Below are 20,041 nucleotides of genomic sequence, written 5' to 3'. Positions count from 1 at the left end.
GGTCAGGCGACGAGGCTGGTGAAGAAGTCGCCGAAGCCCTGGGCGATGTCCATGATGCCGCCGCCCAGCGACTTGAAGACATCCGCCGCGGAGTTCGGCCGGTAGGCGACGAAGAAGATCAAGAATGCGATTCCGGCCCAGGTGAGGACCTTCTTGACCATGGCGGGCCATCCTCTCGCGCGGCGCCGGGTCCCATTACCGCAGCGGCACCCAGAGTATCAGTGTGGTGTCGTACAGTGAATATCTGCGTCCGTTCTCCGTCATTCCGGGAGGCATGTCAAGCCCTCCCGTGCAGGTACGGAGACGGTGCGCCGTACACGAGTTCGGGTGGTGTCCACTCGGTCAGGTCGTGCAGCACGACGTCCTCCGCGAGCAGGTGCCCCGCACTCGCCGGCCAGGCTATCGCATGCAGCCACATTCCCCGAGCCTCGCCCGCGTACGCGCTTCGATCCGCCGGTGAATTCACCAGCCACAGTGGAGTGGGGTGACCGGCCACCTTGATCCGAGCCTGTCCGACGTGCTCGGGATGACCCGGACCGGGGTCGGTCAGCGCGTCCGCCAGTTGTGGACCCGGATCCGGGCCCGGCATGCCGGCGAGCCGGGTGCCCAGGCCGACGCCGGGCTCCTCGGCCACGAAGACCAGGTCGGCGGGACCGCCGGCGAGCGGCGACGGGCCCGCGCAGGCGACCGCGGTGGCGCGGACACCGGTGCGGTCGTCCCCGGCGTACGCCACGCCGGTCATCGTCCAGCCGGTCGGCAGCGGCCACGGGCACCAGAGCGGGGCGGCCGGCCGCTTCGGCGGCTCGGCGGCGGCGGTGATCCGGTCGACCACACTGGCCACGATCTCCGCTCCGATGTGCTCGGGCACGTGCAGCGGCGGGACCGGCCCGCAGTTCAGGCAGCGCGACTCGGTGTGCATCAGGTCCGGCGCCCGGACCGGACCACCGCACCTGGGACAACTCACCGCGACACTCACCTTTCCACCGTCGCCCCGCACCGCCGGTCCGTCAAGCGGAGCGCCGGTTTCGGTCGCCGATGATCGCCCAGGTGGTACGGCGCTCAGTCCGGCGGCGGGTCGGCGTGGGCGCGGATCCAGGCGTGCATCGCGATCCCGCTGGCCACCCCGGCGTTGATCGACCGGGTGGAGCCGTACTGCGAGATCGAGAAGAGCTGGGCGCAGGCGGCCCGCGCCGGGTCGGACAGGCCCGGCCCCTCCTGCCCGAAGAGCAGGACGCAGCGCCGCGGCAGGGTGGTGGTCTCCAGCGGCCGGGAGCCGGGCAGGTTGTCGATGCCGACCACCGGCAGTTCCCGCTCCGCCGCCCAGGCGACGAACTCCTCGATCGTCGGGTGGTGCCGGACGTGCTGGTAGCGGTCGGTCACCATGGCGCCCCGGCGGTTCCATCGGCGCCGGCCGACGATGTGCACCTCGGCGGCGAGGAAGGCGTTGGCGTTGCGGACCACAGTGCCGATGTTGAGGTCGTGCTGCCAGTTCTCGATGGCCACGTGGAAGTCGTGCCGGCGCCGGTCCAGGTCCGCCACCACCGCCTCGCGCCGCCAGTACCGGTAGCGGTCCACCACGTTGCGCCGGTCGCCCTCGGCGAGCAGTACGGGGTCGTAGCGCGGGTCGTCCGGCGGGTCTCCGGGCCACGGTCCCACGCCGACGTCGAGCTGCTCATCGGTCACGGTCTGGAGAGGGTACGGCCCGGGCGCCGTCGCACCGGCGGGACCCCGGGAACCGGTGCGGCTCAGCGCAGCCCCAGCGCGCCGCCGAGGCGTTCGAGGAACCGGCGGTCGGCGGGCGACTCGCCGGCGGGCGGCCCCGGCGTGCCGACCGGCGTCGCCCGGCACACCCGGGCGGCCACCGACTGCACCCACTGCCGGTACGCCGCCGAGTCGGCCGGGTCGGCGCGCCGGCGCAGCACCCGTGCCGCGGCGCGGCAGGCGGCGAGCAGGTCCACCAGGTCGGTGAGCCGGTCGGTGGGTTCGGGTGCGCCGTCGTGCCGGGCGTAGATCGCGGCCACCACGGCGCGGACCAGGTCGCTGTCGAAGGCCCGGCCGGCGGCGACGGCGTCCAGGCCGGCCAGCCCGGCGGCGACGCCCCGGCGGGGCCGCCCGGGACCGGGCGCGGCGGCGGCCACGACGACCCGGCCGGGCAGGTCGGTCAGCAGATCCCACTCGGCGGCGGAGTAGACGGCGGTGGTCAACGGTGCGGTACGGCGACCGGCAGAGGGCGGCTCTCCGGCGAGGGAGTGGCTCATGGGGACCTCCGGCGCCAGCATATGCCCCGGATCGGGAAAAGGGCCCCTTCCACCCGGAACCGGGGTGGAAGGGGCCCGTCGCGTCGGGGACGCGTCGACGTTCGACCGGGTCAGCGCGGCTCGGGGAAGCTCGGGCGCTCCGGGTCGACGCCCTCGGGCACCGCGCTGGCCGCGTACTCCCGCTTGGGGACCATCACCCGGCGGCGGAAGACACAGACCAGCGTGCCGTCCTGGTTGTAGCCCCGGGTCTCCACCGCGACCACCCCCCGGTCGGGCTTCGAGGAGGACTCCCGCTTGTCCAGCACGGTGGTCTCGCCGTAGATGGTGTCGCCGTGGAAGGTCGGCGCCACGTGCCGCAGCGACTCGACCTCGAGGTTGGCGATCGCCTTGCCGCTGACGTCCGGCACGGACATGCCGAGGAGCAGGGAGTAGATGTAGTTGCCCACCACGACGTTGCGCTTGAACTGGCTGGCCGTCTCGGCGTAGTGCGCGTCCATGTGCAGCGGGTGGTGGTTCATGGTGAGCAGACAGAAGAGGTGGTCGTCGTACTCGGTGACCGTCTTGCCCGGCCAGTGCCGGTAGACCGCGCCGACCTCGAACTCCTCGTAGTAGCGGCCGAACTGCATCCTTGTCCCCTTCGACGGGCGGCGATGGAGTTCGGCACAGCATGCCTTATCGAGGGTTAAGGAACTGAGCGGGGCGCGGGCCGTGGGGAAATGTCACACCGGCCGCCCCGGGGGGAGACGCAATGAGCGGCGGGGCCCTCCCCGGCACCCGCCGCCCACGCTCTGATGCGAAAGATTCTGCCGGACGCCCACCCGACACGGACAGAGACGGAGGTCACATTTATCTTTTTGTAACACTACTCTCTGTGAGGTTAGGTCGAGCCGTAAGCGATCTCCAGGGGGCGGATCCTCGCTTGTCAAGCGAGAAGTTACCGATCGGTGTTGCGGAATCGTGCCGATCTCCTTGGAAACGCTCCCATCACGTCCGGTCACGCAAATGCGTACTGCACTTGCGGACCGCACGACCCCGATTCGACAGACGGCGGTCGATGACGAGGATCACCTTCCAGAACACGTTTCCGCACCACCGAGGCGGGAATCCGACGGGGTACGTCCTCGTTCCACCAGACGTAGCTATTCCGCGGTGATCGGAGAGATTCCCATGGCAACCGTAGAGCTGACCACGGCAAACTTCGACGAGGTGACCAGCGGCGACGGCATCGTCCTGGTCGACTTCTGGGCCGACTGGTGCGGTCCCTGCAAGCGGTTCGCCCCGGTCTACGAGCGCTCGTCGGAGAAGCACCCGGGCATCGTCTTCGGCAAGGTGGACACCGAGGCGCAGCAGGAACTGGGCGCCAAGTTCGACATCCGGTCCATCCCGACGATCATGGCCATCCGTGACGGTGTGATCGTCTTCGCCCAGCCGGGCGCGCTGCCCGAGTCGGCGCTGGAGAACCTGATCGAGCAGGTCGAGGCCCTCGACATGGACGACGTCCGCAAGCAGTTGGCCGAGCACAAGCACTGATCGACCACCACGACGGCCGGGTCCCCATGGTGGGGGCCCGGCCGTCGTCGTGTCCGCCGCCGGAGAAGGCGGACGCCTCCGGACGCCCCCCGCGTGCCGTGGTCCGTCGCGTATCGTCACGACCCGATGGAGACTCTGACCACCCGCGGCCGCGCGGCCCGACTCGCCGCCACCGCGCTCGGGCTGGCGGTACTGGTGGCCGGCACCGTCTGGGGTACCGACGACCACTTCCCGTTCGGGCCGTTCCGGATGTACTCGACGTCCAACCCGCCGAGTGCCCCCGCCCCGGACACTCGCGTCGAGGGGGTCGACGTCACCGGCGCGGTGGTCGGCCTGGGCGAGCAGGCCACCGGGATCCGCCGCGCCGAGATCGAGGGCCAGCAGAGTCGCTACGCCGCCGACCCCGCGCTGCTCGCCGAGGTGGCCGACGCGTACGCCGAACGGAACCCGGACGCGGCGCGGCTGGTCGAGGTCCGCATCGTGATCCGCTGGCACGGCATCCGGGACGGCCGGCCCACCGGCCGGTGGACCGACGAGACAGTGGTGAGTTGGCAGGCGTCCCGATGACCCGCTGGCTGACCGAGCCGGTCCCCCGGGGGCGGGTGGCCGCCTTCCGTACGCTGATCTATCTCTTCGTCGCCGCCGACCTGGTGTTGTTCACCCCCTGGGTGCGCACCCGGGTCGCGGTGCCCGGCGAGCTCTACCAGCCGCTGCTGATCGGCCGGCTGCTGCCGCTGCCCACCCCGACCCCGGCGGTGGTGGGCGTCATCTTCTGGGCGCTGCTGCTGCTCGCCCTGCTCGCCGCGACCGGCCGGGCGCCCCGGCTGCTCGGCTGGGCGGTCTTCGCGCTCTACTTCGAGTGGATGATCGTCGCGATGAGCTACGGCAAGGTCGACCACGACCGGTTCGGCCTGCTGGTGGCGCTCGCGGTGCTGCCCACCGCCGGCCGGGCCCGGCACGGTGACCCGACCCGCACCGAGGCCGGTGGGTGGGCGTTGCGGGTCACCCAGATCGCGGTGGTCTGCACGTACTTCCTCGCCGCCTGGGCCAAGCTGCGGTTCGGCGGCCTGGACTGGCTGACCGGCTCGGTGCTGGCCCGGGCGATCATCCGCCGCGGCACCGAACTGGCCGACGTGATCGCCAGCGTGCCCTACCTGCTGATCGTCGCCCAGTTCGGGATCGTCGCGTTCGAACTCGCCAGCCCGGCGATCTTCCTGCTCCGGAAGCGCTGGCGGCTCTACACGGTCGGCTTCTTCTACTCGTTCCACCTGGTGACGTTCGCGACCATCACCATCTCGTTCGCCCCGCACCTGGCGGCGATGACCAGCTTCCTGCCGCTGGAGCGGGTCCGCCCGCTGGTCTGGGCCCGCCGGCTCGCCGGTCGCGGGCGCGGCCCGGCGGACGACGGACCCGTCGACGGGGCGGCGCCATCGGCGCCACCGGCACCGCTGCGCGGCGGACCGGCGGTCGCGGAGCCGGAGCCGGCTGGGCAGTAGGACGCGGTTTGGCGGTCACCGGCCGGGCGTTCAACCGTCGGCCGGGCGTCGGTCAGGCGCCGGGACGGCCGGCCGGGCCGTAGAGGCGCTCCCGCGCCTCCTGCGGCAGCGAGCAGGCGGCCGTACCGCCGGGCATCCGGTGCCGGTTGCGGGCCACCCAGCGGTACGCCGGCCAGGCGGCCGCCCGCACCGGCGGGAAGCGCAGGCCGGCGCCGGCCACCCGCCAGAGCGGCCCGCTGTCACCGAGCAACTTCGCTATCGCGTCCGGACCGGCGGCGCGGGAGCCGTCGGCGCCCACCCACTGCACCGCCTCCTCGCACTCGGCCTCGGTCAGGCCGAGCGCGGCCAGGTCGGCGAACTGCCAGGGCACCACCCGGACGCCGGTCGGGATCCGCCGGTCGATGAACTCGGCGCAGCGGGTGCAGAACGCGCAGTCCCCGTCGTAGACGAACGTCGACCTCTCCATGCCCCCATCCTCCACCCACCCCGGTCCGGGCCGGTGGTCGAGGTGGCCGGGAACACGGCGGGTCGCTTGCGCTCGACTCGTACGCGTGTTCGAATGGAGCCATGCGCTGGGACAACCTCTCCGCTCCCCCGGACGAGGGCGTTCCCGGGCGGGCAGCGCCAGCGACGCCACCCCTGCCGCTGGCGCTGCCCGGCGCGGTCGTCCGCACCTTCGACACCCCGGGCTTCGCCGGGATGACGTTCTACGAGGTGCGCGCCAAGTCCATCATCAACAAGGTTCCCGGCGCCTCCCGCGTCCCCTTCGAGTGGACCATCAACCCCTACCGTGGCTGCTCGCACGCGTGTGTGTACTGCGTCTCCGGCGACACTCCGGTGCTGCTGGCGGACGGGCGCACGAAGGCGATCCAGGACCTGGAGATCGGCGAGCGGATCTACGGCACGCAGCGCCGGGGCGCCCACCGCCGCTACGTGGTGACGACGGTGCTGGCCAAGTGGTCCACGGTGAAGCCGGCCCACCGGGTCACGCTGGACGACGGCACGACCCTGGTGGCCAGCGGCGACCACCGCTTCCTGTCCCGCGAGGGCTGGCGCTACGTCTCTCCGGAGCCGGGCCGGCGGAAGCGCCTGACCAGTGGCGAACGGCTGGTCGGGACCGGCCGCTTCCCCGAAGGGCACAAGGGCTCCACCGACTACCGGCGCGGCTATCGGCAGGCGACGACCCGCGACGACTCGTCTCCGGTCGCCGCTTCCGCCGGCGGGCCCGCCGACTCGTCCGAGCAGCACACCGACGACTGGTGGCTCGGTTTCCTGGCCGGCACCTTCGACCTCGCGGGCCGGTGCAGCAGCGACGCGCTGCGGATCATCGTCGCCGACGACGAGCGGCTCCACCAGGTCACCGCGGCGCTCGACCGGTTCGGCTTCGACTTCGTCCGGGAGGACCACAACCTCCCCGGCCGCCCCCGACAGCTCCGGTTGACCGGCGGGCTGCGCGAACGGCTGCGGTTCCTGCACCTGGCCGAACCGGCGAGCCTGCACGGACGGCTCGTCAACGGCGTACCGGTGCCCCACCTCACCGCGCCGCGCGTCACCGCGGTGGAGCCGCTCGGGTTGGAGCTGCCGCTGTGGGACATCACCACCGGCACCGGGGATTTCATCGCGAACGGCGTGGTGAGCCACAACTGCTTCGCCCGGAACACGCACACCTATCTGGACCTCGACGCGGGGGCGGACTTCGACCGGAAGGTGATCGTCAAGGTCAACGCCGGGGAGCTGGTCCGGCGGGAGCTGGCCGCGCCGCGCTGGCGGGGCGCACACATCGCGATGGGCACCAACGTCGACTGCTACCAGCGGGCCGAGGGGCGCTACCGGCTGATGCCGCAGATCATCGCGGCGCTGCGGGACTTCGCCAACCCGTTCTCCATCCTCACCAAAGGCACCCTGCTGCTGCGCGACCTGCCGCTGCTGCGGCAGGCCGCCGAGGTGACCCGGGTCGGCGTCTCCTACTCGGTCGGCTTCGTCGACGAGCGGCTCTGGCGGGCCGTCGAGCCCGGCACCCCCAGTCCGCGCCGGCGGCTGGACGCCGTCCGGGCGCTCACCGACGCGGGCTTCGAGGTGGGCGTGCTGATGGCGCCGATCCTGCCCGGCCTCAGCGACAGCGACGAGTCGATCGAGGCCACCGTGTCCGCGATCGCCGCGGCGGGCGCGTCCAGCGTCACCCCGCTGGCGCTGCACCTGCGCCCCGGCGCCCGCGAGTGGTACGCGCGCTGGCTCGGGCGGGAGTTCCCGCACCTGGTGCCCCGCTACCGCGAGCTCTACCGCTCCGGCGCCTACGCCCCGCAGGCGTACCAGCGGGAGCTGACCGCGCGGGTGCGGATCGCCGCCCGCCGGCACGGCCTGCCCCGGGCCGAGCGCGGCGGGAACCGTAACCTGCCCGAGCCACCGGCGCCCCCGGCCACCGAGCAGCTGACCCTGCTCTGAGGCGCCGACCGGAGCCGGCCGCTCGGCGACGGCGGGCCGCCTGGCGGAGCTAGAGTCGGCGGGTGCGCTCCGCTCAGCAGCTCCTCGCCGACTCCGCCGTGATCGCCGTCGTGGGCGCGTCCCGCGACCCCCGCAAGGCCGCGCACAGCGTGCCGTTGCAGATGCAGCGGTACGGCTGGCGGATCATCCCGGTCAACCCGACGGTGGACGAACTCTTCGGCGAGCGGGCCTACCGCTCGCTGGCCGACATCCCGCACCCGGTCGACCTGGTCGACATCTTCCGGCCGGCCGCGGACGCGGTCGAGGTGGTCCGCGAGGCGGTGGCGATCGGCGCGCCGGCCGTCTGGCTGCAACTCGGCATCGTCTCGCCCGAGGCACGGCGAATCGCCACCGAGGCGGGCATCGACTACGTCGAGGACCGCTGCCTGATCGTCGAGCGCGCCGCCGCCGGCCTCACCCGGCTGAGCTGACCGGGCGGGCCCGGTCGGACGACCGCCGCCCGGGTCAGAGCTTGTACTCCTTGAGCAGGCCCCGGGAGATGATCGTCTTCTGGATCTCCGAGGTGCCCTCGCCGATGAGCAGGAACGGGGCCTCCCGCATCAGCCGCTCGATCTCGTACTCCTTGGAGTAGCCGTAGCCGCCGTGGATGCGGAACGCCTCCTGCACCACCTCCGCGCAGTACTCGGAGGCGAGCAGCTTGGCCATCCCGGCCTCGACGTCGTTGCGCTGGCCGGCGTCCTTGAGCCGGGCGGCGTTCACCATCAGGGCGTGTGCCGCCTCGATCTTCGTGCCCATCTCGGCGAGCTTGAAGGCGACGGCCTGGTGCTTGGCGAGCGGCTGGCCGAAGGTGCGGCGCTGCTGGGCGTACGCGACGGCGAGCTCGAAGGCCCGGATGGAGATGCCGCAGGCGCGGGCGGCGACGTTGACCCGGCCGACCTCGATGCCGTCCATCATCTGGTAGAAGCCGCGGCCGACCTTCTCCTCGCCGCCGAGCACGGCGGTGGCGGGCACGGTCACCCCGTCGAGCACCATCTCGGTGGTCTCGACGCCCTTGTAGCCCATCTTGTCGATCTTGCCCGGGATGGTCAGGCCGGGCGCCGTCTCGCCGAAGCCGGGCTCCTTCTCCAGCAGGAAGGTGCTCATGTTGCCGTAGACCGAGTCGGCGCCGGTGTCGGTCTTGACCAGGGTGGCCACCACGGACGAGTAGGCGCCGTTGGTCAGCCACATCTTCTGGCCGTTGAGGACGTAGTTGTCGCCGTCCCGGACCGCCTTCGACTTGATCGCCGAGACGTCGGAGCCGCACTCCGGTTCCGACATCGAGAAGGCGCCGCGCACCTCGCCGGTGGCCATCTTCGGCAGCAGCCGGGCCTTCTGCTCGGCCGAGCCGTGCTGCGAGATCAGGTAGGCCACGATGAAGTGGGTGTTGACGATGCCGGAGATCGACATCCAGCCCCGGGAAAGCTCCTCCACCACCAGGGCGTAGGTCAGCAGGGACTCCCCCAGGCCGCCGTACTCCTCGTCGATGGTGAGGCCGAACAACCCCATCTCGCGCATCCCGTCGAGGATGTCGGTGGGGTACTCGTCGGCGTGCTCCAGCCGCTGGGCGTGCGGGATGATCTCCTTGTCGGCGAACTCCCGGACGGTTTCCAGGATCGACCGCTGCTCGTCGGTCAGGCCGGGCGTCTGGGCGAGTCGAGCCATCTCAGCCTCCGGGGGAATCGGGCGCCTTACTCATGGGTAACTGAACGCTCGGTCAGTATCGGCCGCGCGACCGGCGACGCCAAGGTGACCAGTCCACACAACCGCTGTGAAAAGGTTCACCGCTACCGGTAGCGTCCGGCAAGAGGGGCGTGATCCGCCACCGGCAGGAGGAGGACACCCGTGAGCCAGCCACCGCCGCCGGATCCGGACCGGCCGCCGTCACCTTGGGAACCACCGCCCCCGGGGCAGGAGCCCTTTCCGGCGCAGGAGCCCTCGTCGGGATACGGGCCGCCCGCGGGCCAGGAGCCGCCGCCCTCGGGGTACGGGCCGCCGTCCTACGAGCAGCAGCCGGCGTACGGACAGCCGTCGTACGAGCAGCCCGGCCAGCCCCCGCACGCCCCGCAATGGGGACACCAACCCCCGTACGCCCCACAGGGCCCCTACGGCCAGTACGGCCCGCCGTCGCCCGGGCCCACCCGGGGCACGAACGTGCTGGCCATCCTCTCGCTGGTCTTCGCGTTCGTGTTCTCGCCCGCCGGCATCGTCCTCGGCCACCTGGCCAAGCGGCAGCTGCGGACCAGCGGCGAGGAGGGCGACCAGCTGGCCACCTGGGGGCTGATCCTCAGCTACGTCTTCACCGGCCTGGGCCTGCTGATCTGCTGCGGCTGGATCGCGCTGGTCGCCTTCGCCGGCGTCGGCGACACCACCTACTGACGGAACTGCGCCTCGCGGACGCTGTTCCCGCCGTCCACCACCAGCATCTGGCCGGTGATGTAGGAGGCGGCCGGCGAGCAGAGGAAGGCGATGGCGGCGGCCACCTCGTCCGGCGTGCCCGGCCGGCCGACCGGCGTACCGAGGCCCTGCTTGATCTCGGCCATGGTGGACGCCGCGGTGTAGATGGTGCCGGGCGCCACCGAGTTCACGGTCACCCCGTCGGCGATCATCTCCATCGCCAGCGCCCGGGTCAGCCCGACCACGCCCGCCTTCGCCGCCGCGTACGCCGCCTCGGTGGGCAGCGCGTTGACCGGCCCGGCGGTCGCTGCCAGGTTCACGATCCGCCCCCAGCCGCGCTCGGCCATCCCGCCGATGAAGGCCCGGCTGCACAGGAACGCGGTGGTCAGGTTCCGGTCGATCTCGCCCCGCCACTCGTCGTAGCTGAGCTGGGCGACCGGGCGCAGCACCTCGGGGCTGGCCCGGCTGGCCAGCCCGGCGTTGTTGACCAGCACCTCCACGTCGCCGAGCTGCTCGGCCACGGCGTCGGCGAGCGCGCCGACCTCCGACTCGTCGGTGAGGTCGGCGACGAACCCGGTCACCCCCAGCTCGCTGGCCCGTTCGTGGATGCGCCGGGTGGTGGAGACGATGGCCACCCGGGCGCCCAGGTCGGCGAGCCGGCGCGCGGTCGCGTACCCGATGCCGTCCGGGCTACCCGCTCCGGTCACCAGGGCGACCTTCCCGTCGAGCCGCATGGTCACCGGCTCCGGCAGCGGCGCCGGCTCGTCCTGCCCGGGGGCGGGTGCGGCAACGGCCGCCCGGCTGCGCCGGGCCAGCCCGGGGCGGCTCGCGTCCCGTCTCGGTCGGCTGCCGGAGCGGTCCGCGGCTCGCGCGTCAAACACCATGCCAGGATCCTGCCCGGTTATCCCCGCCCGGGCAACGCGGCACCCGGTGGCGGGACGGCGCGGTTTGCGTGCCGCTGGCTACCCTGACCGCGCACCCGCACCCAACGGAGTAGACATGACCTATCCCCCGCCGTCCGGCGGCTGGAACGACCCGGCGTGGTCGGGCCAGCAGTCGAGCCCACCGGCCGACCCGACCCTGCCGATCAGCGGTCAGCCCGTGCCCACCCAGCCCACCGCCGCCGAGCCGCACCCCGCCGGCGACCCGTACGCCGGGATGAAGGCGCCCGGCCAGCCCGGTGACCCGTACGCCGCCGCCGGCTACCCGCCGCCCGCCTACCCGGGCTACGGCTACGGCTACCCGCCGCAGCAGAAGACCAACGGCCTGGCGATCGCCGCGCTGGTGCTCTCCCTGGTCGGCGTCGGGTCGTGCATCACCGCCCCGATCGGGGCCATCCTCGGGCACGTGGCCCAGAAGCAGATCCGGCAGACCGGTGAGGGCGGCGAGGGCATGGCGAAGGCCGCCATCATCGTCGGCTGGATCCTCACCGGCCTGCTGGTGCTGGTGATCCTCTTCTACGTGGCGGCCATCGTCTTCGCCATCACGCAGTCCGACAACACCAGCAGCAGCTACTGAAGACACTCGCGCCGCCCCGGTCCGGCCGGGGCGGCGCGAGGAGGAACCGGGCGTGCTACTCGGCGGGCGGGGTGAAGCTGGACGTCCGGCTCATCCCGGCCGCCCGCCCCTTGGCGGCGATCACCAGCGCCATCTTGCGGGACGCCTCGTCGATCATCTCGTCGCCGAGCATCACCGCGCCGAGCTTGCCGCCCGCCTCCGAGGTGTAGTGCTCGTACGCGTCGAGGATCAGCTCGGCGTGGTCGTAGTCGGCCTGGGCCGGCGAGTAGACCTCGTTGGCGGCGTCGATCTGGCCCGGATGCAGCACCCACTTGCCGTCGAAGCCCAGCGCGGCCGACCGCTTGGCCACCTCGCGGAACGCGTCCACGTCGCGGATCTGCAGGAACGGGCCGTCGATGGCCTGCTTGTCGTGCATCCGCGCGGCCATCAGGATCCGCATCAGGATGTAGTGGTACGGGTCGCCCGGGTAGTCCGGGATCAGCGCGCCGACCACCAGCGACTTCATGTTGATCGAGGCCATGAAGTCGGCCGGCCCGAAGATGATCGTCTCGACCCGGGGCGAGGCGGCGGCGATCGCGTCGACGTTGACCAGGCCGGCGGCGTTCTCGATCTGCGCCTCGATGCCGATCCGGCCGACCTCCAGGCCGAGGGTCTTCTCCAGCTGGGTGAGCGTCAGGTCGAGCCACTGCACCTGGGCCGCGTTCTGCACCTTCGGCAGCATGATGCAGTCGAGGTTGGCGCCGGCTCCCTCGACCACGTCGATGACGTCCCGGTAGGTCCACGGGGTGGTCAGGTCGTTCACCCGGACCACCCGGGTCTTGCCGGACCAGTCGCCCTCGTTGAGCGCGGCCACGATGTTCTTCCGGGCGTCCGGCTTGGCCAGCGGGGCGACCGCGTCCTCCAGGTCGAGGAAGACCTGGTCGGCCGGGAGGCCCTGGGCCTTGCCGAGCATCTTGACGCTGGAACCGGGTACCGCGAGGCAGGACCGGCGGGGGCGACCGACTGCGGCCATGGGTGCGCTCCTTCCAGCGTGCGGCGGGCACGCCGACGCCAGCTGACGAGAATCCGAGAACTTAACGATCCCAAAGGGCGTTGTGACGCCACGGTAACCTCGCGCCATGACCGGGGTGAATGGACCTGTGGAAGATGTCACTGGGCGCCGACTCGTGGTGGTGACCGGGGCCAGTTCGGGTATCGGCCTCGCGGCGGCGATGGATCTGGCGCGCCGCGGTGACCAGGTGGTACTGGTCGGGCGCGACCCGGCCCGGTTGCAGGCGGCGGCCGAGCAGGTGCGGGAGGCGTGCGGGGAGCGGCCCGAGTTGTTCCGCGCCGACTTCGCGGTGCTCGACGACGTACGCGGGCTGGCCGAGCGGCTGCGGGCCGCGTACGACCGGATCGACGTGCTGGCCAACAACGCCGGCGCGATCGTGCTCCAGCCGCTGACCACGGTGGACGGGTTCGAGCTGTCGATCCAGGCCAACCACCTGGCCCCGTTCCTGCTCAGCAATCTGCTGCGGGACCGGGTCGGCCGGATGGTGGTGACCGCCTCCGGCGCGCACCGCAGCGGCACCCTGGACCCGGACGACCTGAACGCGCCGCTGCGCCGCTACCGCTCGATGACCGCGTACGGCACCAGCAAGCAGGCGAACATCCTGTTCACCGCCGAGGCGGCCCGCCGCTGGCCGCAGGTGCGCTCGTACTGCTTCCACCCCGGCGTGGTGCGCACCCGGTTCGGCAATGACAGCCGGCTGGTCGCGCTCGGCATGCGGATGCTGCCGTTCCGCAGCCCGGAGAAGGGGGCCGAGACGCTGGTCTGGCTGGCCAACCAGGATCCCGCCCGGCTGATCGACGGCGGCTACTACTTCGACCGGCGGCCGCGCCGGCCGCTGCGCAAGGCCGCCGACCCGCAGCTGGCCGCCCGGCTCTGGACGGCCAGCGCCAAGGCGGTCGGCATCGGCGAATAGCGCCGCCTGCCATACTCCGCCGCATGACGACGGGGAACGACGCCACCACCACACCGCCGACCGACGCCACGCCGACCACCGACCCGGACCGGGCCGGCTCGGGTGACACGCTGACCGTGCTCGCGACGGCGGACCCGGAGTTGACCGCCCGGCTGGACCGGGAGCTGACCGCGTTCAACAACCGGGCCACCGGCGCCGACGACGAGGCGGAGCTCAACGTCCGGGTCACCGACGCCGACGGCGACCTGGTCGCCGGCCTGACCGGTTGGACGTGGGGCGGCTGCGCCGGAATCAACATGATCTGGGTGCGCGTGGACCGGCGGGCCGAGGGCTGGGGCGGCCGGCTGCTGCGGGCGTTCGAGGAGGAGGCCGGCCGGCGGGGGTGCACGGAGGTCTCGGTGTCGTCGTTCTCGTTCCAGGCGCCGGAGTTCTACCGCCGCCACGGCTACCTGGACACCGGCCGCCGGGAGGGCATCCCGGGCGGCCACGTCGACCACCACTTCTGGAAGTCGCTGCGCACCGACCCCGCCGCCGCGCTCCGCGTCGTCGCGCTGGTCGAGTTCCCGGACGGGGCGGTCGAGGCCGGCCAGGGCTACGAGGACGCGGTGCTCGGCCTGCTGGGCCGGCACGGCGGGCGGGTGGAGCGCCGGCTGCGCACCGGCGACGGGCGTACCGAGGTGCACCTGATCCGGTTCGACACCCGCGCCGGCTACGACGCCTTCCTGGTCGACCCGGAACGGGTGGCGCTGCGCGCCGCGCTCGGCGACGCCGCCCCGACCGCCCGGGTGCTGGAGGTGCACGAGGTCTGACCGGCGCTGCCGCGGCCGACGCTACTCGGTCAGGTGCACCGGGACGCTGGTGACCACCACGGCGGGCAGTGGCCGCAGCGCTGAGCGCAGTCGCTGCTCGGTGCGGCTGTGCAGCGGCCGGTGCCAGCGGCTGCGGACCACCACCTCGGGCACGATCACGGTCAGCACCAGGTCGGACCGGGCGGCGTGCAGGGCCTCCAGGTAGTGCGCGAGCGGCCCGATCACCGCCCGGTACGGCGAGACGATGGTCTCCAGCCGGACGTGGTCACCCCACGCCCGCCACTGCGCGCGGAACCGGTCCGCCTCCGGCTCCTCGGGGGCGATGTGCACGGCCAGGGTCGGCTGGCCGAGCGAGGCCGCGTACGCCAGCGCCCGCAGCGAGGCCCGGTTCAGCCGGGCGACCGGGACCACCACCAGGTGCCGTACCTGCTGGGGCAGTTCCTCGCCCTCGGGTGGCGCCGGGCCGGCCGCCGGTGGCGGCGCCGGCACCACCGGGGGCGGCGGCGCCCGGCCGGCCGGCGGCGGGTGCAGCGCCAGCGACCGGTGCAGCAGCGCGTAGTGCCGGTGGATCGCCGTGCCGAGCAGCACCAGCAGCGGCACCGCGAGCACCACCACCCAGGCGCCCTCGGTGAACTTGGTGGCCGCGGCGGTGACCAGCACCAGCCCGGAGAGCATCGCGCCGACCGCGTTGACCATCGCCCGCCGGTGCCAGCCCGGCTCGCGGTGGCGTCGCCAGTGGACCACCATCCCCGCCTGGGACAGGGTGAACGCCAGGAACACCCCGACCGCGTAGAGCGGAATCAGCGACTCGGTGTGCCCGCGGAAGGCCACCAGCACGGCCGCCGCGGCGACGGCCAGCGCGACCAGCCCGTCGCTGAACGCCAACCGGTCCCCCATGTGCAGGAACCGGCGAGGGGCGTGGTCCGCCCGGGCCATGAAGAACAGCAACCGGGGAAACCCGTTGAACGCGGTGTTCGCGGCCAGCAGCAGGATCAGCGCGGTGGCCGCCTGGACCAGCCCGTACCAGGGGCCGGTCGGAAAGGTGACCCGGGCGAGCTGGGAGAGCAGGGTCGCCTCCGGGGTCGGCACCACCCCGGTCAGGTGGACCAGCCCGGTCAGCCCGGCGAAGAGCAGCACCAGCATCGCCACCATCCAGCCGAGCGTGGTGCGGGCGTTGCGCCATTCCGGCGGCCGGAACACCGGGACCGCGTTCGACACCGCCTCGATGCCGGTCATCGACACCGCCCCGGAGGAGAACGCCCGCAGCACCAGCAGCAGCCCCAGCCCCTCGACCGCCGGCACCGGCGGCGGCGGGACCGGCGCGAACCCACCGGCGGCCGCGCGGGCGTAGCCGACCGCGAGCAGCGCCAGCAGCGCGACCACGAAGGCGTACGTGGGCAGCACGAACAGGTTCCCGGCGGTACGGACGCCGCGCAGGTTGCCGGCGAGCAGCAGGGCGATGGTGAGCACGCCGAGCGGCACGCTCCATCCGCCCAGTTCGGGTAGCGCCGAGGTGACCGCGTGCACCCCGGCGGCCACCGACACCGCCACGGTGAGCACGTAGTCGACCATCAGGCCGGCGGCGGCCGCGAGCCCGGCCCGGGGTCCCAGGTTGTCCCCGGCCACCACGTAGGAGCCGGCACCGTGCGGGTAGGCGACCACCGTCTGCCGGTACGACACGCCGACCGTCACCATCAGCACGGCCAGGCAGGCGGCCAGCGGCAGCGACAGTCCCAGCGCGCCGCTGCCGGCGAGCAGCAGCACGGCCAGCATCGCCTCCGGCCCGTACGCGACCGAACTGAGCAGGTCGGAGGAGAGCACCGGCAGGGCGACCAGCTTGCGCATCCGCTCGTAGAGGACCGCCGAGCTGCTCAGCGGCGGCCCGAGCAGGGCGCGCCGGAGCCGGGTGACGATCCGGCCGAACCGGGTTCCGGGCAGGTTGGCCGGCTCGGTGGCGACCAGTTCGTCCGGCTCGCCGACCCGGAACATCGCGATCGGGGCGAGCCGGCCGAACCGGCTCGGCCCGGGCTGGCCGCCGGCGCGGCGCAGGGTGGGGTCGACCGGTAGCGCTCCGGGCGGCTGGTCCCGCCGGGCCGCCCGCCACTGGTCGCCGATCCGGCGCAGCGCCGCCAGTTCCTCCGGCGCCAGCGGCGGAAACTCGGCCGAGGGCGTGACCAGGGTGGCCTCCGCGCCGTCGCTCTCGCCGGCTGCGGAGCCGTTCACCCCGCCTCCCGCCCTCGTCCCGCCCACCTCTCGCACTGTCACCGAAAGCGCGGCCCGCGGTGGCGGAATGCGGACTCTTCGCGGAAGGTGCGCGGATCGCGGCGGTCGGGGGGGCCGTCCGCGGCGGTGGCTCAGTCGGACAGCGGGGTGGCGTCGGCGGGGACGGTGGTCGGGACGGGTGGGGTGCGGCGGGCTCGGGCGCCGCCCAGCACCACCACGGCGACGCCGACCAGCAGCAGCGCCAGCCCGGGCAGCGCGGTGGCCCGGGGCAGTTGCCCCAGCCAGGCCCAGCCGATCAACGCGGCGCCGGGTGCCTCCAGCAGGACCAGCACGCTGATCGTGGTGGCCGAGACCCGCCGCAGCGCGTAGTTGAACATCGAGTGGCCGAGCAGTTGGGCGCCGGCCACCAGGGCCAGGATCGCCAGCCAGGTGCCAGTGTCGAAGCCGCCCAGCGGCAGCCCGCCGGCCAGGCAGAGCACCAGCAGGATCATCGTGCAGACCCCGTAGCAGACGGTGGTGTACGTGGTGGTGCTGACGGTGGCCCGGGCCCGCTCGCCGAACGCGGTGTACACGGCGGCGAACAGGCCGCCGGCCACCGCGAGCAGGTCACCGGCGAAGGCCCGGCCGGAGACGGCGAAGTCCGCCCCGCTGGCCAGCACCGCCCCGCCGACCGCCACCCCGATCCCGGCCCAGACCACCAGCGGCAGCCGTCTGCCCTGCCACCGGGCGATCAGCCCCTGCCAGACCGGCTGGGTGGCACCCAGCGCCGTCGCGGCGGCCACCGAGGTGAGCTGGGCGCTCGGCATCCAGGTGGCGAAGTGGGCGGCCAGCGCGACGCCGGAGAGCACGCAGGCCCAGCCCGCGCGCCGGCCCGCCCCGACGGTCAGCGACCGCAGTTCGGCCCGGCGGCGGGTCAGCGCGACCGGGCCGAGCACGGCGACCGAGAGCAGGTTGCGCCAGAACGCGACCGCCAGGGCGGGTGCGGCCGCGAACGCGATCAGCGGCGCGGACGACGACACGGCGACCACGGCCAGGGCGAGCGCCCCGGTGGTCAGCGGATCCAGCGGCGGGCGGATTTCGGACGGCACGGGGAGCAATCCTCACACGACTCGGGTCACCACGGACCGTCATCACTCGGTTACGATCATGCGGTCCACCGGCGACCCCCTCGACCGCCCGGAGGCGTTCCCCCATGCCCACCTACCAGGCGGTGCTCTTCGACTTCTTCGGCACGCTCACCCGCTCGGTGCAGCGCGGCGCGGCGCACCGGTGCATCGCCGAGCTGCTCGGCTGCCCGGCCGACACGCTGGTCGAGGTGCTCGACCGCAGCTACTACCAGCGGGCCAGCGGGCGGTTCGGCAACGCCGAGGCCACCCTGCGCTGGGTCTGTGAGCAGGCCGGCGTACACCCCTCGGACGGCGCGGTGCGGGCCGCGGTGGCCTCCCGGCACCGGGCGGTACGTGCGGACACCCGGCTGCGCGACGACGCGGCGGCGGTGCTCGTCGCACTGCGCGAGCGGGGGCTGCGGACCGGCCTGATCAGCGACTGCACCCACGAACTGCCGGCGTTCCTGCCGCAACTGGCCATCGCCCCGCTGCTCGACGTGCGGGTCTTCTCGGTGCAGGTCGGCCGCTGCAAGCCGGATCCGGCGCTCTACCTGGCGGCCTGCCACCGGCTCGGACTGGCCCCGGCGGACTGCCTCTACGTCGGCGACGGCGGCAGCCAGGAGCTGACCGGGGCGGAACGGGCCGGCATGACCGCGGTGCGGCTGGCCGCGCCGGATCTGGCCGAGCACATGGTGTTCAACGCCGACACCTGGGACGGGCCGGTGCTGCGCTCGCTGACCGAGGTGCTCGACCTGGTCGCCCCGGCGGCGGTGCCGGCGTGACGCGCCAGGGGCCGGTTCGGGTCGGGTCGTCGGGTCGGGGGGCCGGTCAGCGGCGGCGGACCCGGTGCAGCCGGAACGGCTTGCGGGTCGCCCGCACCACCGGCGCCTGCCGGGGCTCCTCGGCCAGTGAACCGTCGGGCAGCCCGGCCCCGGCCACCGGCTCCCCGGCCGGAGTCAGCCGGATCAGCGCGCAGCCCTCGGCGGCCCACCGGGCGATCTGGTCGGTGGCGCTGCCCCGGCCGTTCAGCCGCTTGCCGGCGACCAGCGGCGCCGCGGTCTCCCAGGTCTCGCTGCCCGGGGTCACCCGCTCCACCCGGGCCGGCCAGGTGACGATCCGGCCGCCGTGGTCGCCGCGCAGCGTCACCCGCACCTCGGTCGCCTCGGCCAGCCCGGGCGCGGCCTGCTCGCCCGGCCCGCTCACCACGAAGAGCGCGCCCTCCAGCGGTACGCACCAGAGCGCGAGCGCGGGGCCACCGGGCACGGCGACCCAGGCCACCGCGGCCTTCTTCATCGCCTCGTCGACCAGGGGCGTGCTGCTGCGCTCGGGCTCGTCGCTCACTCCGGCATCCTCCCGTACCCGGGCCGTCGGCGTCAGCCGAGGAACGGCGGCACCATGATCTCGCCTCGGGCCACCGGCATCACCTGGCCCGCGACGGTGGCGCCGACCGCCACGCCGCCGGCCGCCGTCACCGTGCAGGCCAACGAGGACGGACGGTTGATCTCGGCCCCCTGCACCACGTCGTACGACGAGCGGCCCTCGCCGGGCAGCAGGCCACTGGCGACCAGCCAGACCCCGAGGCCGAGCGCGGCCGACCCGGTGGCCGGGTCCTCCGGCACGCCGAGCCCCGGCACGAAGACCCGGGCGTGCGCGGTTTGCGAGTCGGCGTCCCAGGAGAAGACGCTGACGTGCTCCACGCCGTACCGCTGTGCCGCCGCCGCGTTCACCCGCGCCCGGGCCACCGCGTCCGGACGCACCGGCAGGTAGGGGAACTCCAGCCCGCAGCCGGCCACCCGGGGCGCCGGGCCGACGTGGTCGTCCGCGCTCAGCCCGGCCATCTCCAGCAGCGGCTCCGGGTCCAGCTCAGGGCCGAGGGTGGGGGTGCCGCCGGTCAGCGTGGCCCCGGTCGCCGTCACCTGGATCGGCAGCACCCCGGCGCCGCACTCCTGGGTGACCTGCCCCACACCGAACATGCCCCGGCGGCTGGCCGTGACCGCCGCTCCGACGCTGGGATGCCCGGCGAACGGCAGTTCCTCGGCCGGGGTGAAGATCCGCGCCCGGTAGGTGGCGCCGACCTGGGTGGGCGGCAGCACGAACACCGTCTCGGACAGGTTGAACTCCAGCGCGAGCGCCTGCATCTGTTCGGTGGCCAGCCCTTCGGCGCCGAACACCACGGCCAGCGGGTTGCCGGCGAACGGGCGGTCGGTGAAGACGTCCACGATCTCGTAGGCCAAGGTCGACATGTTGATAAACACTAGGCGC

General features: G+C 73.3%; 23 protein-coding genes. 10 read left to right on the top strand and 13 right to left on the bottom strand.

Going from position 1 to position 20,041, the window contains the following annotated elements:
• Positions 1 to 2: 2 nt before the first annotated feature.
• The 5 genes from GA0070609_RS33765 to GA0070609_RS32110 form a co-directional block, all read right to left on the bottom strand.
• The gene (locus GA0070609_RS33765; RefSeq protein ID WP_007455302.1) at positions 3 to 161 is read right to left on the bottom strand and encodes a hypothetical protein; all 159 of its coding nucleotides are present in this window, start codon (positions 159 to 161) and stop codon (positions 3 to 5) included.
• 116 nt (positions 162 to 277) lie between these two features.
• A complete protein-coding gene (locus GA0070609_RS32125) occupies positions 278 to 964 on the bottom strand; it encodes a DUF6758 family protein (protein WP_331716897.1) in 687 nt (228 codons plus the stop codon).
• Positions 965 to 1,059: 95 nt separating this feature from the next.
• Positions 1,060 to 1,683 (bottom strand): TrmH family RNA methyltransferase, encoded by a 624-nt coding sequence (locus GA0070609_RS32120; RefSeq protein ID WP_088997257.1) that lies wholly within the window; start codon positions 1,681 to 1,683, stop codon positions 1,060 to 1,062.
• Positions 1,684 to 1,745: 62 nt separating this feature from the next.
• A complete protein-coding gene (locus tag GA0070609_RS32115; RefSeq protein ID WP_172899444.1) occupies positions 1,746 to 2,279 on the bottom strand; it encodes a hypothetical protein in 534 nt (177 codons plus the stop codon).
• 89 nt (positions 2,280 to 2,368) lie between these two features.
• Positions 2,369 to 2,884, bottom strand: coding sequence for a MaoC family dehydratase (locus tag GA0070609_RS32110; RefSeq protein WP_088997256.1), 516 nt, complete (start codon positions 2,882 to 2,884; stop codon positions 2,369 to 2,371).
• Positions 2,885 to 3,425: 541 nt separating this feature from the next.
• On the opposite strand from GA0070609_RS32110, the gene trxA reads away from it, so the two are divergent.
• The 3 genes from trxA (at position 3,426) to GA0070609_RS32095 (ending at position 5,284) form a co-directional block, all read left to right on the top strand.
• Complete coding sequence (gene trxA, locus GA0070609_RS32105; protein WP_088997255.1) at positions 3,426 to 3,788, top strand: thioredoxin; 363 nt, start codon at positions 3,426 to 3,428, stop codon at positions 3,786 to 3,788.
• 126 nt (positions 3,789 to 3,914) lie between these two features.
• Entirely contained in the window at positions 3,915 to 4,355 is a 441-nt protein-coding gene (locus GA0070609_RS32100; protein WP_088997254.1) for a hypothetical protein, read from the top strand.
• The gene (locus GA0070609_RS32095; protein ID WP_157748352.1) at positions 4,352 to 5,284 is read left to right on the top strand and encodes an HTTM domain-containing protein; all 933 of its coding nucleotides are present in this window, start codon (positions 4,352 to 4,354) and stop codon (positions 5,282 to 5,284) included. The genes GA0070609_RS32100 and GA0070609_RS32095 overlap by 4 nt, the downstream gene beginning before the upstream one ends.
• A 52-nt stretch (positions 5,285 to 5,336) precedes the next feature.
• On the opposite strand, the gene GA0070609_RS32090 is transcribed toward GA0070609_RS32095, so the two are convergent.
• Positions 5,337 to 5,750: a thiol-disulfide oxidoreductase DCC family protein gene (locus tag GA0070609_RS32090; protein ID WP_088997253.1), complete on the bottom strand. Its 414-nt coding sequence runs from the start codon at positions 5,748 to 5,750 to the stop codon at positions 5,337 to 5,339.
• Positions 5,751 to 5,851: 101 nt separating this feature from the next.
• On the opposite strand from GA0070609_RS32090, the gene GA0070609_RS32085 reads away from it, so the two are divergent.
• Both GA0070609_RS32085 and GA0070609_RS32080 read left to right on the top strand, forming a co-directional pair.
• A complete protein-coding gene (locus GA0070609_RS32085; protein ID WP_088997252.1) occupies positions 5,852 to 7,726 on the top strand; it encodes an intein-containing Rv2578c family radical SAM protein in 1,875 nt (624 codons plus the stop codon).
• A 62-nt stretch (positions 7,727 to 7,788) separates the two neighbouring features.
• Entirely contained in the window at positions 7,789 to 8,196 is a 408-nt protein-coding gene (locus tag GA0070609_RS32080) for a CoA-binding protein (RefSeq protein WP_088997251.1), read from the top strand.
• A 34-nt stretch (positions 8,197 to 8,230) separates the two neighbouring features.
• On the opposite strand, the gene GA0070609_RS32075 is transcribed toward GA0070609_RS32080, so the two are convergent.
• The gene (locus tag GA0070609_RS32075) at positions 8,231 to 9,427 is read right to left on the bottom strand and encodes an acyl-CoA dehydrogenase family protein (protein WP_088997250.1); all 1,197 of its coding nucleotides are present in this window, start codon (positions 9,425 to 9,427) and stop codon (positions 8,231 to 8,233) included.
• 180 nt (positions 9,428 to 9,607) lie between these two features.
• Here GA0070609_RS32075 and GA0070609_RS32070 point away from each other — a divergent pair, with 180 nt between their 5' ends.
• Positions 9,608 to 10,141, top strand: coding sequence for a DUF4190 domain-containing protein (locus tag GA0070609_RS32070; protein WP_088997249.1), 534 nt, complete (start codon positions 9,608 to 9,610; stop codon positions 10,139 to 10,141).
• Here GA0070609_RS32070 and GA0070609_RS32065 read toward each other — a convergent pair.
• Positions 10,135 to 10,974: an SDR family NAD(P)-dependent oxidoreductase gene (locus GA0070609_RS32065; protein ID WP_408630690.1), complete on the bottom strand. Its 840-nt coding sequence runs from the start codon at positions 10,972 to 10,974 to the stop codon at positions 10,135 to 10,137. The two genes, GA0070609_RS32070 and GA0070609_RS32065, sit on opposite strands and share 7 nt — an antisense overlap.
• A gap of 184 nt (positions 10,975 to 11,158) precedes the next feature.
• On the opposite strand from GA0070609_RS32065, the gene GA0070609_RS32060 reads away from it, so the two are divergent.
• Positions 11,159 to 11,677: a DUF4190 domain-containing protein gene (locus GA0070609_RS32060; protein WP_088997247.1), complete on the top strand. Its 519-nt coding sequence runs from the start codon at positions 11,159 to 11,161 to the stop codon at positions 11,675 to 11,677.
• A 55-nt stretch (positions 11,678 to 11,732) separates the two neighbouring features.
• Here the strand turns inward: GA0070609_RS32060 and GA0070609_RS32055 are convergent, their stop codons facing one another.
• Positions 11,733 to 12,689, bottom strand: a complete 957-nt coding sequence (locus GA0070609_RS32055) for an HpcH/HpaI aldolase/citrate lyase family protein (RefSeq protein ID WP_088997246.1) — start codon at positions 12,687 to 12,689, stop codon at positions 11,733 to 11,735.
• A 127-nt stretch (positions 12,690 to 12,816) separates the two neighbouring features.
• Here GA0070609_RS32055 and GA0070609_RS32050 point away from each other — a divergent pair, with 127 nt between their 5' ends.
• Together GA0070609_RS32050 and GA0070609_RS32045 are read left to right on the top strand one after the other, a co-directional pair.
• Entirely contained in the window at positions 12,817 to 13,641 is an 825-nt protein-coding gene (locus GA0070609_RS32050) for an SDR family NAD(P)-dependent oxidoreductase (RefSeq protein ID WP_088997245.1), read from the top strand.
• A gap of 23 nt (positions 13,642 to 13,664) precedes the next feature.
• Positions 13,665 to 14,450, top strand: coding sequence for a GNAT family N-acetyltransferase (locus GA0070609_RS32045; RefSeq protein ID WP_088997244.1), 786 nt, complete (start codon positions 13,665 to 13,667; stop codon positions 14,448 to 14,450).
• Between the two features lie 21 nt (positions 14,451 to 14,471).
• Here GA0070609_RS32045 and GA0070609_RS32040 read toward each other — a convergent pair whose 3' ends face one another.
• Positions 14,472 to 16,673 (bottom strand): APC family permease, encoded by a 2,202-nt coding sequence (locus GA0070609_RS32040; RefSeq protein WP_088997243.1) that lies wholly within the window; start codon positions 16,671 to 16,673, stop codon positions 14,472 to 14,474.
• 131 nt (positions 16,674 to 16,804) lie between these two features.
• Complete coding sequence (locus GA0070609_RS32035; protein ID WP_408630618.1) at positions 16,805 to 17,761, bottom strand: DMT family transporter; 957 nt, start codon at positions 17,759 to 17,761, stop codon at positions 16,805 to 16,807.
• Positions 17,762 to 17,865: 104 nt separating this feature from the next.
• Between GA0070609_RS32035 and GA0070609_RS32030 the strand changes: the two genes are divergently transcribed.
• Positions 17,866 to 18,561 carry an HAD family hydrolase gene (locus GA0070609_RS32030; RefSeq protein ID WP_088997241.1) on the top strand — a complete coding sequence of 232 codons (696 nt, stop codon included), beginning with the start codon at positions 17,866 to 17,868 and terminating at the stop codon, positions 18,559 to 18,561.
• A 46-nt stretch (positions 18,562 to 18,607) separates the two neighbouring features.
• Here GA0070609_RS32030 and GA0070609_RS32025 read toward each other — a convergent pair whose 3' ends face one another.
• Both GA0070609_RS32025 and GA0070609_RS32020 read right to left on the bottom strand, forming a co-directional pair.
• Positions 18,608 to 19,120: a hypothetical protein gene (locus GA0070609_RS32025; RefSeq protein ID WP_088997240.1), complete on the bottom strand. Its 513-nt coding sequence runs from the start codon at positions 19,118 to 19,120 to the stop codon at positions 18,608 to 18,610.
• Between the two features lie 32 nt (positions 19,121 to 19,152).
• Entirely contained in the window at positions 19,153 to 20,022 is an 870-nt protein-coding gene (locus GA0070609_RS32020) for a PhzF family phenazine biosynthesis protein (RefSeq protein WP_088997239.1), read from the bottom strand.
• Positions 20,023 to 20,041 lie beyond the last annotated feature (19 nt).

Origin of the sequence: Micromonospora echinaurantiaca, from assembly GCF_900090235.1 — a bacterium.
GTDB lineage: Bacteria > Actinomycetota > Actinomycetes > Mycobacteriales > Micromonosporaceae > Micromonospora > Micromonospora echinaurantiaca.
This window is presented reverse-complemented; position numbering and strand designations above follow the sequence as displayed.

What these genes read in the sequence shown, in the direction of transcription:
- GA0070609_RS33765 (WP_007455302.1), bottom strand. Translation starts at nt 161, where the DNA reads ATGGTCAAGAAGGTCCTCACCTGGGCCGGAATCGCATTCTTGATCTTC.
- GA0070609_RS32115 (WP_172899444.1), bottom strand. Translation starts at nt 2,279, where the DNA reads ATGCTGGCGCCGGAGGTCCCCATGAGCCACTCCCTCGCCGGAGAGCCG.
- GA0070609_RS32110 (WP_088997256.1), bottom strand. Translation starts at nt 2,884, where the DNA reads ATGCAGTTCGGCCGCTACTACGAGGAGTTCGAGGTCGGCGCGGTCTAC.
- trxA (WP_088997255.1), top strand. Translation starts at nt 3,426, where the DNA reads ATGGCAACCGTAGAGCTGACCACGGCAAACTTCGACGAGGTGACCAGC.
- GA0070609_RS32100 (WP_088997254.1), top strand. Translation starts at nt 3,915, where the DNA reads ATGGAGACTCTGACCACCCGCGGCCGCGCGGCCCGACTCGCCGCCACC.
- GA0070609_RS32095 (WP_157748352.1), top strand. Translation starts at nt 4,352, where the DNA reads ATGACCCGCTGGCTGACCGAGCCGGTCCCCCGGGGGCGGGTGGCCGCC.
- GA0070609_RS32090 (WP_088997253.1), bottom strand. Translation starts at nt 5,750, where the DNA reads ATGGAGAGGTCGACGTTCGTCTACGACGGGGACTGCGCGTTCTGCACC.
- GA0070609_RS32085 (WP_088997252.1), top strand. Translation starts at nt 5,852, where the DNA reads ATGCGCTGGGACAACCTCTCCGCTCCCCCGGACGAGGGCGTTCCCGGG.
- GA0070609_RS32075 (WP_088997250.1), bottom strand. Translation starts at nt 9,427, where the DNA reads ATGGCTCGACTCGCCCAGACGCCCGGCCTGACCGACGAGCAGCGGTCG.
- GA0070609_RS32060 (WP_088997247.1), top strand. Translation starts at nt 11,159, where the DNA reads ATGACCTATCCCCCGCCGTCCGGCGGCTGGAACGACCCGGCGTGGTCG.
- GA0070609_RS32055 (WP_088997246.1), bottom strand. Translation starts at nt 12,689, where the DNA reads ATGGCCGCAGTCGGTCGCCCCCGCCGGTCCTGCCTCGCGGTACCCGGT.
- GA0070609_RS32045 (WP_088997244.1), top strand. Translation starts at nt 13,665, where the DNA reads ATGACGACGGGGAACGACGCCACCACCACACCGCCGACCGACGCCACG.
- GA0070609_RS32030 (WP_088997241.1), top strand. Translation starts at nt 17,866, where the DNA reads ATGCCCACCTACCAGGCGGTGCTCTTCGACTTCTTCGGCACGCTCACC.
- GA0070609_RS32020 (WP_088997239.1), bottom strand. Translation starts at nt 20,022, where the DNA reads ATGTCGACCTTGGCCTACGAGATCGTGGACGTCTTCACCGACCGCCCG.